This window comes from Streptomyces sp. NPDC048434 (assembly GCF_043200375.1).
Taxonomy (GTDB): Bacteria; Actinomycetota; Actinomycetes; order Streptomycetales; family Streptomycetaceae; genus Streptomyces.
Map to the genome: position 1 here is coordinate 23,445 of NZ_JBICXQ010000046.1, position 14,312 is coordinate 37,756.

The 14,312-nt window shown below is 71.2% G+C and carries 18 protein-coding genes and 1 riboswitch; of the genes, 9 read left to right on the top strand and 9 right to left on the bottom strand.

From position 1 onward, the window contains the following. Positions 1-606 precede the first annotated feature (606 nt). The 4 genes from ACGFWI_RS36550 to ACGFWI_RS36565 all read left to right on the top strand — a co-directional run bounded on the left by ACGFWI_RS36550 (position 607) and on the right by ACGFWI_RS36565 (position 2,822). Positions 607-990: a hypothetical protein gene (locus ACGFWI_RS36550; RefSeq protein WP_393910384.1), complete on the top strand. Its 384-nt coding sequence runs from the start codon at positions 607-609 to the stop codon at positions 988-990. Between the two features lie 43 nt (positions 991-1,033). Beyond that, positions 1,034-1,882: a hypothetical protein gene (locus tag ACGFWI_RS36555; RefSeq protein ID WP_393910385.1), complete on the top strand. Its 849-nt coding sequence runs from the start codon at positions 1,034-1,036 to the stop codon at positions 1,880-1,882. 70 nt (positions 1,883-1,952) lie between these two features. Beyond that, positions 1,953-2,333 (top strand): roadblock/LC7 domain-containing protein, encoded by a 381-nt coding sequence (locus ACGFWI_RS36560; protein WP_393910386.1) that lies wholly within the window; start codon positions 1,953-1,955, stop codon positions 2,331-2,333. Positions 2,334-2,447: 114 nt separating this feature from the next. Then, the gene (locus tag ACGFWI_RS36565) at positions 2,448-2,822 is read left to right on the top strand and encodes a hypothetical protein (protein ID WP_393910387.1); all 375 of its coding nucleotides are present in this window, start codon (positions 2,448-2,450) and stop codon (positions 2,820-2,822) included. 16 nt (positions 2,823-2,838) lie between these two features. Here ACGFWI_RS36565 and ACGFWI_RS36570 read toward each other — a convergent pair whose 3' ends face one another. The 6 genes from ACGFWI_RS36570 to ACGFWI_RS36595 form a co-directional block, all read right to left on the bottom strand. Beyond that, the gene (locus ACGFWI_RS36570; RefSeq protein WP_393910388.1) at positions 2,839-3,669 is read right to left on the bottom strand and encodes an urease accessory protein UreD; all 831 of its coding nucleotides are present in this window, start codon (positions 3,667-3,669) and stop codon (positions 2,839-2,841) included. Further along, the gene (gene ureG / locus ACGFWI_RS36575; protein WP_393910389.1) at positions 3,666-4,361 is read right to left on the bottom strand and encodes an urease accessory protein UreG; all 696 of its coding nucleotides are present in this window, start codon (positions 4,359-4,361) and stop codon (positions 3,666-3,668) included. The genes ACGFWI_RS36570 and ureG overlap by 4 nt, the downstream gene beginning before the upstream one ends. A 61-nt stretch (positions 4,362-4,422) precedes the next feature. Beyond that, positions 4,423-5,097: an urease accessory protein UreF gene (locus ACGFWI_RS36580; protein ID WP_393910390.1), complete on the bottom strand. Its 675-nt coding sequence runs from the start codon at positions 5,095-5,097 to the stop codon at positions 4,423-4,425. Between the two features lie 42 nt (positions 5,098-5,139). Beyond that, positions 5,140-6,861, bottom strand: coding sequence for an urease subunit alpha (locus tag ACGFWI_RS36585; protein ID WP_393910391.1), 1,722 nt, complete (start codon positions 6,859-6,861; stop codon positions 5,140-5,142). Next, complete coding sequence (locus tag ACGFWI_RS36590; RefSeq protein ID WP_393910392.1) at positions 6,854-7,165, bottom strand: urease subunit beta; 312 nt, start codon at positions 7,163-7,165, stop codon at positions 6,854-6,856. The genes ACGFWI_RS36585 and ACGFWI_RS36590 overlap by 8 nt, the downstream gene beginning before the upstream one ends. Before the next feature lie 17 nt (positions 7,166-7,182). Further along, positions 7,183-7,485: an urease subunit gamma gene (locus ACGFWI_RS36595; RefSeq protein WP_085922122.1), complete on the bottom strand. Its 303-nt coding sequence runs from the start codon at positions 7,483-7,485 to the stop codon at positions 7,183-7,185. A 516-nt stretch (positions 7,486-8,001) separates the two neighbouring features. Between ACGFWI_RS36595 and ACGFWI_RS36600 the strand changes: the two genes are divergently transcribed. Then, the gene (locus ACGFWI_RS36600; RefSeq protein WP_393910393.1) at positions 8,002-8,946 is read left to right on the top strand and encodes a M28 family metallopeptidase; all 945 of its coding nucleotides are present in this window, start codon (positions 8,002-8,004) and stop codon (positions 8,944-8,946) included. 38 nt (positions 8,947-8,984) lie between these two features. Here ACGFWI_RS36600 and ACGFWI_RS36605 read toward each other — a convergent pair whose 3' ends face one another. Continuing rightward, complete coding sequence (locus ACGFWI_RS36605; RefSeq protein ID WP_393910394.1) at positions 8,985-9,299, bottom strand: type II toxin-antitoxin system Phd/YefM family antitoxin; 315 nt, start codon at positions 9,297-9,299, stop codon at positions 8,985-8,987. A 58-nt stretch (positions 9,300-9,357) separates the two neighbouring features. Between ACGFWI_RS36605 and ACGFWI_RS36610 the strand changes: the two genes are divergently transcribed. The 3 genes from ACGFWI_RS36610 (at position 9,358) to ACGFWI_RS36620 (ending at position 11,263) form a co-directional block, all read left to right on the top strand. Continuing rightward, on the top strand, positions 9,358-9,993 hold the full coding sequence (locus ACGFWI_RS36610; RefSeq protein WP_393910395.1) for an ATP-dependent Clp protease proteolytic subunit: 636 nt from the start codon (positions 9,358-9,360) through the stop codon (positions 9,991-9,993). 5 nt (positions 9,994-9,998) lie between these two features. Then, the gene (locus tag ACGFWI_RS36615; RefSeq protein ID WP_393910396.1) at positions 9,999-10,307 is read left to right on the top strand and encodes a hypothetical protein; all 309 of its coding nucleotides are present in this window, start codon (positions 9,999-10,001) and stop codon (positions 10,305-10,307) included. Positions 10,308-10,585: 278 nt separating this feature from the next. Then, positions 10,586-10,785, top strand: a riboswitch (cyclic di-AMP (ydaO/yuaA leader). A gap of 4 nt (positions 10,786-10,789) precedes the next feature. Then, positions 10,790-11,263 (top strand): C40 family peptidase, encoded by a 474-nt coding sequence (locus ACGFWI_RS36620; RefSeq protein WP_393910397.1) that lies wholly within the window; start codon positions 10,790-10,792, stop codon positions 11,261-11,263. Between the two features lie 224 nt (positions 11,264-11,487). On the opposite strand, the gene ACGFWI_RS36625 is transcribed toward ACGFWI_RS36620, so the two are convergent. Further along, positions 11,488-12,153, bottom strand: a complete 666-nt coding sequence (locus tag ACGFWI_RS36625) for a LysE family translocator (RefSeq protein WP_393910398.1) — start codon at positions 12,151-12,153, stop codon at positions 11,488-11,490. A 71-nt stretch (positions 12,154-12,224) separates the two neighbouring features. On the opposite strand from ACGFWI_RS36625, the gene ACGFWI_RS36630 reads away from it, so the two are divergent. Next, positions 12,225-13,142, top strand: coding sequence for a LysR family transcriptional regulator (locus ACGFWI_RS36630; protein WP_393910399.1), 918 nt, complete (start codon positions 12,225-12,227; stop codon positions 13,140-13,142). Positions 13,143-13,231: 89 nt separating this feature from the next. Here ACGFWI_RS36630 and ACGFWI_RS36635 read toward each other — a convergent pair. Beyond that, positions 13,232-14,312 (bottom strand): 8-amino-7-oxononanoate synthase (locus ACGFWI_RS36635; RefSeq protein ID WP_393910400.1); only part of this gene is annotated, 1,081 nt, incomplete at its 5' end.

The following is a 14,312-nucleotide window of genomic DNA, read 5'->3' on the forward strand; positions in this document are numbered from 1 at the left end:
TTTGACCCACACTTCTTTACCAACCTGTAGGTTTCCGGCCGCGCCGACTTCGGCCCGTCGAAGTGCGGAAGTCCGCTCAGCCGTGGAGTGCGGGGGGCTTCGCCGTGGAGTGCGGCGGTTGCTTCGCCGGCAGATCGGCGGCGCGTACGCAGGCCCCGTCGCACCGCCGCTGCACCGCTGACCGCTGCACCGCTGACCGCTGCACCGTCGTCGAACGGCCGGAGAGCGCAGCGGAACCTCACCATTCCGGCCAATGCCATCGGTCAGTGGTGCACGATCCCGCGTCGCACCCACCACACCCATGGGACCCTCAACTTTGGCCCCATGGAGCACAGTTGGACGGGCCACCGAACTGCTCGTGCCAGGTCGGGCCGTTCAGCCGGGAGTTGTCCACCCCGGGTGACCTGCTGGAGTGCGGCGTGGCGCAATGGCTCCCGGAGGGGCGCGCAGGGGCGAGAATACGTCAATTGCCGTAGACCTGCCCATCGGGCATGTGCCAGCCGCACACCTTCAGTAACCTTCCGTGAAGGCTCTCCCACTCACCGCCACACGGGAGGGCTTCGGCGTTTTCACGCCGCGTCCGAGCCGTCGCGAAGGAGATCCGAAGTGCCGGGTATCGATCAGGTGTTGTCCCAAGCGATGGGGATTCCCGGCGTTCGGTGCGCCGGACTGATCGACTGGACCAGTGGTCTGACGCTCGGCACGGCGGGGCAGGCGCCGCACGGCGATCACGACGCGGCCGCCGCGGACACCGCCGACGTGGTGCAGGCCGTGGCGCGTAACGCCACCTTCGACACCGCCGGCGCCGCCGGCTCGGACCTCGAAGACCTCATCATCACGGCTGCGGGCAGCTACCACCTCATCCGTTTTGTGCACACGGCCTTCGACAGCCAGACCTATCTCTACCTCTGGCTGGACCGCACGCAGGCCAATCTCGCCGTCGCCCGGCTACGGCTGCGCGATCTGGCGGCGGAGCTGGTCGCGTCCTGACGGCCGCCTCCGCCACACCGCACGAACGGTAAGGGAACCAGCCATGGGCCTGCCCATATCTCCGCCCCCGCCCGCCCCGGCCGACCTGCTCGACCGGTGCGCCGCCGAACGCGTCACCGGCGCCCTCAGCGGTCCGCACGGTTGCTTCTACCTTCTCGACGGTGCGGTCTACTGCATCGAGGGCACCGCCGCCCCGGGGCTCGACCTGCGTCTCACGGCGTCCGGGAAAGTGCCACCGCGGGGCTGGCAGTACGCCGCCGAAACGGCGGGACCGGGGAGAAGTGGCGGGCAATTCCTGGTCAGCAAGGGGTGGTTGACGCAGAGCGAACTGGAGATATGCCATCTCGCCGCGCTGCTCGACGCCGCGTTCTTCGCCCTGCCGCTGACACCCGAGACCACGTCCTTCACGCCCGGGACCGGGCACTGGCTCGGGGTCATACGTCCCGTCAGCGCCACCGCCCTCCAACAGGCGACGGCCCGCCGCCGGCTGCAGCTCGACCGGCTGCACCCCTGGGCGGCGGTCGACTCCTCCCCCGTCGTTCCCGTCCGCCCGCGCACCCCGGCCCCCACCACGAGCCGCCAGCGGCGGCTGCTCGACCGCGCCGACGGCCGGCACACGCCTCATGAACTGGCCCGGGCGCTGGGCCAGTCGGCGTTCGGCACGCTGCTCGACATCCGCCGCCTCGCCGCCGCCGGCCTCGTCCATCTCCCCCGGGCGCCGGTACCCCTCCCCCGGCGGCGGCCCGGCGCCTGTCTGACCGGTCCCGCCCCCGTCGCCGAAGGAGGCCCCGCCGCGACCTGGCAACTACCGGTACGGGAGGTCCTCGATACCGCCGATCCGGATATTGCCCTCCTTGTCCGACTGCGTACGGCGTTGGAGGAAACCCTGTGAGCCCCTGCGCACGAAGACCGTGCATCCCATGAGGCGCGTCATCAGAAGGCACGCCGTGAAAAGGAGACTGATGACGATCGAACCCCGGATACGGGAGGAATTGCATACGCTGCGCGATCAAGTGCGCCACCTCCAGGGCGGGATGGTGGCGAGCGTGGACGGCATGGTGATCGCCCATGATCTGCCGGATATCGAGCCGGACGGGCTGGCCGCCCTCACCGCCGCGGCGATCGGTGTCGCCAAACGACTCACCGACGCGACCGGTCAGGGCGCCTTCGAGGAATCCCTGACGCGCGGCACGGAGGGCTATATCGCGGCCTATTCGGCCGGACGCCGGGCGGTCCTGACCGCCGTGGCAAGCCCGGACACCAATGTGGGACGGCTCCATCTGCAGGCCAGAAGGGCCGCGGCGCGGATCGGCGCCCTCGTGGACACACCGCCCCACCGCTAGGCGAACTCCCCCCACGCACCCACAAGAACGCACCACCAGAAAAGCCGGAAACCCGGAAGCCCAAAACCGGGAACCCGGAAACACCGTCAAGGAATCGAAAGGTCTGAACCCCTCATGGCTCAACTGGAAACCGCTCTCGCCGACGCAATGTCGACCATCGAGGGCGCGGTCGGCGTCGCCCTGGTCGACTACACCAGCGGTATGGCCCTGGCCACCCTGGGCGACAAGCAGGCTCTGGACCTCAATGTCGCGGCGGCCGGCAATACCGATGTCGTACGCGCGAAGATGCGCACCATGGAGATGCTGGAACTCCAGGGCTCCATCGAGGACATGCTCATCACCCTGACCTCGCAGTACCACATCATCCGTCCGGTGACGGGCAAGAACGGCAGCGGCCTTTTCCTCTATCTGGTGCTGGACCGCAAGCGCGCCAATCTTGCGCTGGCGCGCCTGCGCCTCGCCCGGTTGGAAGGCGATCTGGAGGTATGAGGCGGCGCGGCCGCCGTCACTCGGCGGCCGCGCTCAGGGCGGCCTCGTCCAGGAGGCGCCGCAGCCGGAGCGCGTCCGGGGCCACGGCCGTGGCCAGGGCCCCGGGACCCGCAAGCGGTGCCAGGACGCCCCGTCCCGCACCGTCGTCGGACCGCTCGGCCGCCGCACCGCCGAGCAGCCGCACCTCGGCCGGCCGCTCGTCGAACTCGGGCCCCACCACGAGGAGTTGGCCGAGGGCGCGGTGCCCGTCCAGGACGGCCGAGGTGTCCCAGCCGGGGGCGCCGGGCCCGTACGCCGTCTCCTGGTCGAGCAGGGTCCGCCCGGCCCGGCGGACGGTGAGCCGGCTGCGCAGGGCTCCGGTCTCCTCGCCGCTGCGTCCGAGGACCTGTTCCTCGCGGAGTACCAGGCGTGCGGTGGGGGCCAGTTCGACGGTGGTGGTCATCCGCAGGTCGCTGCCCGCCGCGGAGATCAGGGGTTCGGGCAGCCAGTCGAGCCGCGCGCCGTCGCCCACCGTCAACCACACGTCGTAGCGGGCGTGTTCCCCCGTACGGCCGGGCAGCGCGACGGTCGCGGCGGCGGCCGTGAGGTGCAGCGCGCTGCCCGCCTCGGCGGTGGCTTCGATGGCCAGCCGGTCGCCGCCGAGCGGGGCGCTCATGGCGCCCACGACACAGACCCGGGCCTGGTTGCCGTGCCCGCGGATACGGCGCAGCGCGAACGGGCCGTCGCCGTCGAGGACGGGCAGCCGGGTGGTGCCGTGGGGTGCGTCGGCCCGCGCGACGATGCGGGCGGTGGCGCACAGCCCGGCGGCGGCGCGGGCCGTCGCCGGTGTGGGGGGCGCGAGGGTCATGCCGGGCCCGCGGTCCAGTCCGCCAGCCGTCCGCGGACCCAGTCCGTCACCGGGCGGACGCCGTTCTCCGACTTCAGGGCGGTGAAGGCGACCGGCAGCTCGCCGCGCTGTGCCTTGGCGTCGCGGGCCATGCCTTCCAGATCGACGCCGACGTGGGGCGCGAGGTCGGTCTTGTTGATGACGAGCAGGTCGGAGGTGGTGACACCGGGGCCGCCCTTGCGCGGGATGTCATCGCCGCCGGCGACGTCGATCACAAAGATCTGGGCGTCGACCAGCCCCTTGGAGAAGGTCGCGGTGAGGTTGTCACCGCCGGATTCGACCAGGACGAGATCGAGCGGGCCGACCGCCTCCTCCAGGTCCTCGACGGCTTCGAGATTGGCGGAGATGTCGTCGCGGATGGCGGTGTGCGGGCAGGCACCGGTCTCGACGGCGGCGATCCGCTCGGCGGGCAGCACGGCCTCACGGAGCAGGAATTCGGCGTCCTCGCGGGTGTAGATGTCGTTGGTGACGACGGCGATGGACAGTTCGTCGCGCAGCGCCCGGCACAGGGCGGCGACGGTGGCGGTCTTGCCGGTGCCGACCGGCCCGCCGAGGCCGATGCGCAGGGCGCGGCGGGCGCCGTCGGGGCGGACCGGGTCGGCGGCGCTGTAGGTGTGCCGCTGGGGGAAGGTGTCCTGGTGGTCGAGGTGCATGGTCACTCCGGTGGTGGGGGACGCGGCGGGCGGCGCGGGTCCGTCCGGCGGGTCGGCAGGGTCAGGACGCGAAGAGCCGTACCGGCCAGGCGGCGTGCTGTTGGGCGGTGATGTCGAGCAGCGGTGCGGAGGCCGCGGGCAGTGCCCCGGTTCCTTCGGCCGCGATGCGCAGGGCGGCTTCGGTGGCCTGTTGCGCGACCTGGTCGAGCTCGGCGGTGAGACGGGCGAGCACGGCGGTGGCGTCGAAGGGGTCCAGGCTCAGCAGCCGGACGGCCGCGGTGGCCGGACCGCTGATGTTCTCGTAGGCCACGGCGTAGGCGGCATCGAGCGGAGGCAGGCCCGCGGACCGGGCGGCCAGGCCCAGGACGACGGGCTGGTGGGCGCCGCGGGGACGGGCCGCGGCGAGCGCGTCGAGTGCCTCGCTCGGCCAGGTCGCACGGGCGGCCCGCATCATCTGCCGGCCGAGCCGCCGGGCGACCTGCCGTAGCGCGGGTACGGGCGTACGGGCATCGGCGGCGTCGTCCAGGAGGAGCGGGTCGTGGCCGGCCGCGGCCGCGGCGGCGAGCGCCGCGGCGACCAGGCCCACGGTGTGCAGCCGTCCCCGGCAGAAGCTCTCCAGGGTGGCGGCGTCCTTGATGCGGCCCGCGGTGACGGCCGGTTCGGCGCCGCCCGAGTGGGCGTGCCCGCCGGCGGGGAACCGGCCGTCGGCGAGGACGAGCAGCGCGGCGCGGCTCATCGGTGGTCCGGGGTGTTCATCGGGATGTTCATCGGCGAGTCCTCAGAAGAGGAAGTACCGCTGGGCCATGGGGAGCTCGGCGGCGGGCTGCGGCTCGACCACCTCGCCGTCGATGGTCACGGTGAAGGTGTCGGGGTCGACCTGGACACGGGGCAGGGCATCGTTGTTGCGCATATCGGCCTTGGTGCGGCCGCGGGTGCTGTGGATCGCCTCGAAGGGCTTGGCCAGCACGAGCCGCTCGGGAAGCGCGTCCTCCAGGGCCTGCCGGGAGACGAAGTTGACCGAGTTGCTGCCCGGAGCCTTGCCGGTGGCACCGAACATCGGACGGGGCAGCACCGGCTGCGGAGTGGGGATGGACGCATTGGCGTCGCCCATCTGCGCATAGGCGATCTGGCCGCCCTTGATGACCAGCTGCGGCTTGACGCCGAAGAACGCCGGGTCCCACAGCACGAGATCGGCGAGCTTGCCGTCCTCGACGGAGCCGACGACATGGTCGATGCCCTGGGCGATGGCCGCGTTGATGGTGTACTTGGCGACATAGCGGCGGGCCCGGTGGTTGTCCGCGCCGCCGTCGCCGGGGAGGGTGCCGCGGCGCCGCTTCATGACATGGGCGGTCTGCCAGGTCCGCAGCACGACCTCTCCGATCCGCCCCATGGCCTGGGCGTCGGAGGACATGATCGAGATGGCGCCGAGGTCGTGCAGGATGTCCTCGGCCGCGATGGTGGAGGGCCGGATCCGGGACTCGGCGAAGGCCAGGTCCTCGGGAACGGCGGGGTTGAGGTGATGACAGACCATCAGCATGTCGAGGTGCTCCTCGACGGTGTTGACGGTGTGCGGCCGCGTGGGGTTGGTGGACGCGGGCAGCACATTCGACTCGGAGACCATCGCGATCATGTCGGGGGCGTGGCCGCCGCCCGCGCCTTCGACATGGAACGCATGGATGGAGCGGCCGGCGATGGCCGCGAGGGTGTCACCGAGGAAGCCGGCCTCGTTGAGGGTGTCGGTGTGGATCGCGAGCTGGGCGCCGCTCTCCTCGCAGACCGTCAGGCAGGCGTCGAGGACGGCGGGCGTGGCGCCCCAGTCCTCGTGGATCTTGAAGCCGAGGATGCCGGCCCTCAGCTGGTCGCGCATAGACGCGAGGGAGGTGGTGTTGCCCTTGCCGAGCAGACCGACGTTGACCGGCAGCGAGTCCATCGACTCGAACATCCGGGCGATGTGCCAGGCGCCGGGGGTGATGGTGGTGGCCTTGCTGCCCTCGGCCGGTCCGGTGCCGCCGCCGATCATCGTGGTGACACCGGAGGCCAGCGCCTCGTCCGCCTGCTGGGGGCAGATGAAGTGGACGTGGGTGTCGATGGCGCCGGCCGTGAGGATCTTGCCGTTGCCGGCGATGATTTCGGTCTCGGGGCCGATCACCAGGTCGGGGTGGACACCGTCCATCGTGTCGGGGTTGCCGGCCTTGCCCAGGGCGGTGATCCTGCCGTCGCGGATGCCGACGTCGGCCTTGACGATGCCCCAGTGGTCCAGCACGACCGCGCCGGTGATCACGGTGTCGGGGGTGCCCTCGGCGCGGGTGGCGCGGGACTGGCCCATCGACTCGCGGATCACCTTGCCGCCGCCGAAGACCGCCTCGTCGCCGGCCCGGCCGGGCCCGCCCGAGCGGTCCTCGGTGATCTCGATGACCAGGTCGGTGTCGGCGAGCCGGATCCGGTCGCCGGCGGTCGGGCCGAAGAGATCGGCGTACGCCTGGCGCGTCAGCTCAGCCATCGAGAGTTCCTCCGGTCTCGCCCCGCAGGCCCATGACGATGCGCTTGCCCCCGATGGGGACGAGCGCGACCTCGGTGGGGATACCGGGCTCGAAGCGCACGGCGGAGCCGGCCGGGACGTTCAGCCGCTTGCCGTGCGCGGCCGCTCGGTCGAAGTCGAGGCCGGGATTGGCCTCGGCGAAGTGGTAGTGGGAGCCGACCTGGACGGGGCGGTCGGCGGCGTTGAGGACGGTCATGCGCGTGACGGGCAGGCCTTCGTTGAGGCGCACCGGCTCGTCGGCGTGGAGGATCTGTCCCGGGATCATCGTCTGCTCTCCCGTGGTCAGTTGATGGGTTCGTGAACGGTGACGAGCTTGGTGCCGTCGGGGAAGGTGGCCTCGACCTGCACGTCGTGGATCATCTCGGGGATGCCGTCCATGACCTCGTCACGGGTGAGCACCTTGCGGCCGGAGGACATGAGCTCGGCGACGGTCCGGCCGTCCCGCGCGCCTTCGAGGATGTGCACGGTCAGTAGGGCAATCGATTCCGGATGGTTCAGCTTCACCCCCCGGGAACGGCGTTTTTCGGCCACGTCTGCTGCCACATGAATCATCAAGCGTTCTTGCTCATGCGGGGTCAGTTGCATACGTTCCACCTCACAGTCTTCCCGCCCGGACGCATTCACCCAGGTCACAGGCGTGGACACACCCGTGACGATAGATGTACCACGCAGTAATTAAAGGAGGAGCAAACCGACTTCCAGCACTTGGCCATCAAGAGCCCCACACCGGGAGACTAGTTCGGCGGGATTTCGTCGGCGTTACAGCCAGGGACACATCCGCGTCCCCTCTTACGCCTGATGTAACGCGGTGTCATTACCGCCCGTTACGGCGTGGCAACCGGTTCCCGAAGCGGCCCCACCCCCTCATCCCCCGGGAGTGCGCGGAATCCGATGGCGAAATCCGCACCCCGAGGGCCGGCCGAACCCGGGGAGCAGAGGCCTCCTATGCGCCATCAATCAGCGCGATCGACGCAAACCAGACGCATCCCGCTCCGCGAACGCGACTGTCCGGTATGCGCTCTTGACGGTTTCCAAAGTGATCGCGATCCTCATGTGCGCGTCAATCAGCTCCGACCAACCCCCCACACCAGGAGCCACATCGTGACTCGTTCCACTCGAATACGCCGGGCCGCGCTGGCCTCGGGCGCCGTCACCGCCCTGGCCGCCACCCTCTTCACGGCTGCCGGCGCCTACGCCGATCCCGCGCCGAAGGCCGCCCCGGACATCGACGTCAAGGCCGTCAAGGCCGACCTGGACCAGCTCCAGTCGATCGCCGACGCCAACGGCGGCAACCGCGCCAACGGAAAGCCGGGCTACAAGGCGTCCGTCGACTTCATCAAGGAGAAGCTGGACAAGGCCGGATTCACCACCAAGATCCAGGAGTTCGACGGCTCCGGCGCCAAGGGCTACAACCTCGTCGCCGACTGGCCGGGCGGCGACGAGAGCAAGACCGTGATGGCCGGCGCCCACCTGGACTCGGTCAGCGCGGGCCCCGGCATCAACGACAACGGCTCCGGCTCGGCCGGCATCCTCGAGGTGGCGCTCGCCCTCGCCAAGTCCGGCCTCAAGCCCACCAAGCACCTGCGATTCGGCTGGTGGGGCGACGAAGAGGACGGCATGGTCGGTTCGCAGGCCTATGTCGACAAGCTCGGCGCCGACAAGTCGAAGATCGACTCGTACCTCAACTTCGACATGATCGGCTCGCCGAACCCGGGCTACTACGTCTATGACGACGACAGCCGCCTGGAGAAGGTCCTCAAGGACTGGTACGCCAAGAAGAACATCACCACCGAGAAGGACACCGAGGGCGACGGCCGCTCCGACCACGCCTCCTTCAAGGACGCGGGCATCCCCGTCGGCGGCTTCTTCTCCGGCGCGGACTACATCAAGACCGAGGAGCAGGCGAAGAACTGGGGCGGTGAGGCGGGCAAGGCGTTCGACGCCTGCTACCACCAGTCCTGCGACACCTCGAAGAACATCGACGACAAGTCGCTGGACACCAACACGGACGCCATCGCCAACGCGATATGGGAGCTCAGCTCCTGAGCCACCCGCCCCACCGCACGGTCAGCACCCGCTGACCGTCAGCGCTCGCGACCCGGTCGCCGGTCCCCGGCAGCCGGGTCGCGGTGTTCTGCGGCGATACCGAAGCGCCGCCGTTCGCCCGCAGCGGACGGGAGCTGTCGCACGGAAGAGACCGTGCGGATCACCTGCTCGTCCTCCGCGCCCTCTTCGCGCCGCCCCAGCTCTTCAAGTAGCTGCAGGTCAGCGGCGGATACCAGCGCCACCAGCGGCTTGCCGTGGCGGGTGACGACCACCCGCTCACCGCCGTAGACGACACGGTTGATCAAATCTGCCAGCTCCGCACGAGCTTGCGTCACCGGAATTTCGTAGGCCATGCTCCCATTCTAACGGGATGTACGTCCTGTACATTTTTTACGGAGGAGAGGAGCAGACATGCTGCGTCCGATGGCCCGCTATGTCCTTCCGGAGTTCACCGAGCGCACCTCGCAGGGGACGCGCTCCATGGACCCGTATTCCAAGCTGCTCAGCGAGCGCATCATCTTCCTGGGCACCCCGATCGACGACACCTCCGCCAACGACGTGATGGCGCAGTTCATCCACCTCGAACACGCCGCACCCGAGCAGGACATCTCGCTCTACATCAACTCCCCCGGCGGCTCCTTCACCGCGATGACCGCCATTTACGACACGATGCACTTCGTGTCGTGCGACGTGGAGACCGTCTGCCTGGGGCAGGCCGCCTCCTCCGCCGCGGTGCTGCTGGCCGCCGGCGCGCCCGGAAAGCGGCTGGCGCTGCCCGGGGCCCGGATCCTGATCCATCAGCCGTCGTTCAGCGAGCCCGTTCAGGGGCAGGCCAGCGACCTGCAGATCCAGGCGAAGGAGATGCTGCGCACCCGCGACCTGCTGGAGGAGATGCTGGCGCGGCACACCGGACAGCCCCGTGAGCGGATCGCCACCGATATCGAGCGCGACAAGATCTTCGACGCCCGCGCCGCCCAGGAGTACGGCCTGATCGACGGGATCACCCGCAACCGCAAGCAGTCGGCGCTCCAGCCCGTGGCGCGGTGAAGCCGATGCTGCCGCCCGAACCGCCGCCGCTGCCCGCGCTGACCCGCGCCGAGGGCGAACTCATCGACAGCTATCTGGAGGTGATCGACCTGCTCGGCCGGATCAACCCGACCCGCTGCGAAGGCACCTACACCGGGCTGCGCGCCGCCCAGGCGCTGGTCGGCAAGGCCACCCGGCTACGGGACGCCCTGACGCTCATGCACAGCCGGGGCGAGAGCGAACTGCACCGCGCGACGCTGACCCGGGCACTGCGGGTGCTGGACGGCGAGCGGCGGGCCGGGCTCGCGACGGTGCCGCCACCCGAGGAGCTCTGACCCGACACACGCACCGAGGCTGCGCATACGGCGTAGCGTCCGCGCCCGATGTGAGGAGGCGACGAATTGCGCGGAATAGACCCAATTCCTGGGACTTCGGATGTTTCGCCCCTGGTCCGAGGGGTGCAACACCCCGCGCCGTGGCACCTGAGGGAACAAAACTAACCATTCGGGTCAATTGTGACCCATCTCACATACGGCATTTTCAGCTCGGAATTCGGGTCCCAGGTGCGTGACGATCCCTTCGACGACAAGACCCCGCCACAGCGACGGGGCGGTCCGGACGGGCGCCTAATCCCGCCGCCGTGCCGGACGTCCGGTCGACGATGTGGACCGGCGGGAGCGGAGGACCCGAGCAGGACGGGGTCCCGGCCTTCACGGCCGAGGGCTCCTTGGGGTGAAGCCGTACAGACGGCCGGGCATCTTCGCCTGCCCGAACCCGACAGGTCTTCCTTCGCAGGCGGCTGACGAAGGGTTTGCGCATGACCGTGCGCATGCATACGCCGAATCTGCTGGCACGCGCCGGCACCGTCACCGCTCTGACGCTGGTCACGCTCGGCGGGACCAGCGTCGCGCCGGGAGCGGCCGGGAATGCCGAAGCCGCGTCCGTATCCGTCCACGCGCTGCGGGTCGCGGCTTCCAAGAGCGGAGCCCCCTACCAGTACGGCGCCCAGGGGCCGCACGCCTTCGACTGTTCGGGGCTGATGCTGTACTCGTTCAAGCGCGCCGGCCGGGCCCTGCCACGCACCGCCGCCGCGCAGTACAGCCGCACCCGGCATGTCGCGGCCACCTCGCGCCGCCGCGGCGATCTGGTCTTCTTCCATTCGCGCAGCGGCATTTACCACGTCGGTATCTACGCGGGCCGGGGCCGGATGTGGCACGCCCCCAAGGCCGGGAGCGTGGTGCGGCTGGAACGGATCTGGAGCCGTTCGGTCTGGTACGGGCGCGTGGGCTGACCTGCGACGTCATCTCACGCTCGGTCAATTGCCGGTGAGTTTGGACCATTTGGCCGGGTGACTTCGCAACGGAGCAGCCGGCTCACGTCCGTCCGCGGGAGCTTCCCGCCCGCGGACGGACCGGTCACGGTGCTGCCCCGGCCCGCACCGCGCGACGCGGGGGCGGTGTCCTTCACGTGCCGTGCCGTGGTGTCCGCGGCATGGCGCCCGTGGCGTGCCCCGCCTCAGGCCAGCGCCACCTCGACGAGCAGGATGCCTCCCAGGGCCGTCAGGAGCGCTCCGGTGGTGGCTTCCAGGGCGCGGGCCACCGAGGGGCGGCGCAACCAGACGCCCAGCCGGTCGACGAGCAGCGCGACGGCGGGGAACCACACCAGTGCCATGGCGACGACCATCGTCGCGAGCAGCAGCGTACGGGGCAGCGCGGGCTGTCCTGCCGGGACGAACTGCGGCAGCAGGCTGAGGAAAAGGACGGGGGCTTTGGGGTTGAGCGCATTGGTCAAAAAGCCCTGGCGCAGACTCTGCACAGTGCCCAGGAGAGCGGCGGGCCGGCCGTCGGCCGGTGCGCCGGCAGCGGGGCCGGCCGTGCGGTCCGTGGCGCCCGGCGGGCGGCGGAGGGCCGCGGTCAGGGCGCGGGTACCGAGGTACAAGAGGTAGACGCCGCCGAGGAGTTGGACGGCACCGAAGAGTGCGGGCACGGCGACCAGCACCGCCGCGAGCCCGGCCACCGCCAGGGCGGTGTGCACCAGCAGCCCGCCCGCGACTCCGACGGCGGTCGCCACCCCCGCCCTGCGCGAGTCGAGCGCATTGCGCACCACGACCGCGAAGTCCGCGCCCGGCATGGCGACCATGCCGGCGGCGACTCCGGTGAAGGCGATCAGCTGTCCGTCCATAGGAGCAGTTTGGCTGGTCAGAGCCTTTAATGGGTATTGGCAATGTTCTTGGAGAGCCTAAAGAGGTTCTTATGTACGACCCCACACGACTGGCCGCCCTGGTAGCGGTGGCGGAGGCCGGTTCGATCACCCGGGCCGCCGCCCGGCTGGGCTACACCGCTCCCGCGCTCTCCCAGCAGCTCGCCAAACTGGAGCGGGAGACCGGGGCGGCCCTGCTGGTGCGCCACCATCGCGGGGCTCGGCTGACGGCGGCCGGTGAGCTGCTGCTCGTACGGGCCCGGCGGGTTCTCGACGAGCTGGACCAGGCACGGCACGAGCTGTCCCGGCTGGCAGGGCTGTCCGGCGGCCGGCTGCGGGTCGGCACGTTCATGACCGCCGGTACGCATCTGCTGCCGCCCGCACTCAGCGCGTTCCGGCGGGCTCACCCCGATGTCGAGCTGAGCGTGACGGAGTACGTACCGCCGCAGGCGGCCGCGGCGGTGGCGCTGGGCGAGGTCGATCTGGCGCTGACGCACGAGTATGTGCCCGGCGAGGCGATGCCGGCGCCGGAGGGGGTGCGGCTGGAGCCGCTGCTGACCGAGGAACTGGTGCTGGTCACGGCGCCCGGTCATGCCCTGTCGGCGGGCGCCGGACGACTGCCGCTTGCCGAGCTGGCCGGCCAGCCGCTCGTCAGCATGGCGCCGGCCAACCCCAACCGACGCGAGGTGGAGGCCGCGCTGGCGGCCGCCGGGGCGAGTGAGGCGGTGCGCTGTGAGTCGCCGAGCTATGCGGTGGTGTGTGCGCTGGTGAGCGCGGGGCTCGGGGTGGCGGTGGTCCCGGAGATGGTGGCGGAGGGGTCGATGACACCGCTGGGGGTCCGCCGGCTGGATCCGCCGGAGCTGCACCGCAGGATCTCGGTGGCCTACCGCCCCGGCGGCGGCACCCCGGCCGCGGACACCCTGCGGGCCCTGTTGCGCGGGGCCTTCACCCGCCACTCGCCCGCGCCGTGACGGCGGACGGCCACGGCGGACGACAACTGGGCGGACGGCGGCCCGCCACCGGGGCCGCCGCCGTACCGGGGTGCGGACGGTCGTCGGGTTCAGACCGCCGGTGCGGTGGCCACGATCGTGCCGACCGCCGTGTCGAGCTGGGCGTCCGTCAGGTCCGCGCGGGCGGTGAGCCGCAGCCGGGAGATCCCGTCGGGCACGGACGGCGGCCGGAAGCAGCCGACCGCGAGTCCGGCCCCGCGGCAGTCGGCGGCCCAGCGGAGCGCGGCTTCGGGCGAGGGGGCACGGACGGAGACCACCGCCGCGTCCGGGCGTACCGCCGCCAGGCCCGCCGCGGTGAGCCGGTCGTGCAGCCCCCGTGCGACCGCAACGGCGCGGGCGGCGCGGTGCGGTTCGCGGCGCAGCAGCCGTAGCGCGGCGAGGGCGCCGCCGACCGCCGCCGGGGCGAGACCGGTGTCGAAGATGAACGACCGGGCGGTGTTGACCAGATGCTCGATGACCCGGGCCGGGCCGAGCACCACACCGCCCTGGGAGCCGAGCGACTTGGAGAGCGTCACGGTGGTCACCATGTCACCGTCACCGGCGAGTCCGGCCGCCCACAGGGCGCCACGGCCCCCCTCGCCCAGCACTCCCAGGCCGTGTGCGTCGTCGACGAGAAGTCCGGCGCCCCGTGCCCGGCAGACCTCGGCCAGCGCGGAGAGCGGCGCGGCGTCCCCGTCGACCGAGAACACCGAGTCGGTCACGGCGAGCGCCTGGCCGTCGTGGCCGGTCAGCGCGGCGCGTACGGCCTCCGGATCGGCGTGCGGGGTCACTTCGGTGCGGGCCCGGGAGAGCCGGCAGCCGTCGATGAGGGAGGCGTGGTTGCCGGCGTCGGAGACGATCAGGGTGCCGGGGGCGGTGAGCGAGGTGACCGCGGCGAGATTTGCGGCATAGCCGGAGGAGAGCACCAAAGCGGCCTCGAAGCCGCAGAATGCGGCGAGTTCCGCCTCCAGCCGGGCGTGCAGCTCGGTGCTGCCGGTGACCAGCCGGGAGCCGGTGGCGCCGGCGCCCCAGCGGTGGGGGGGGGGGGCCGCCCCCCCCGGGGGCGCGGGGGGCCCGGCGAGTACCGTGTAATAGTTTGCGGGCCGAAGCAGCCGCGGGGGGTAGGGCGGGCGGGGGGGCCGGGGGCGCCCC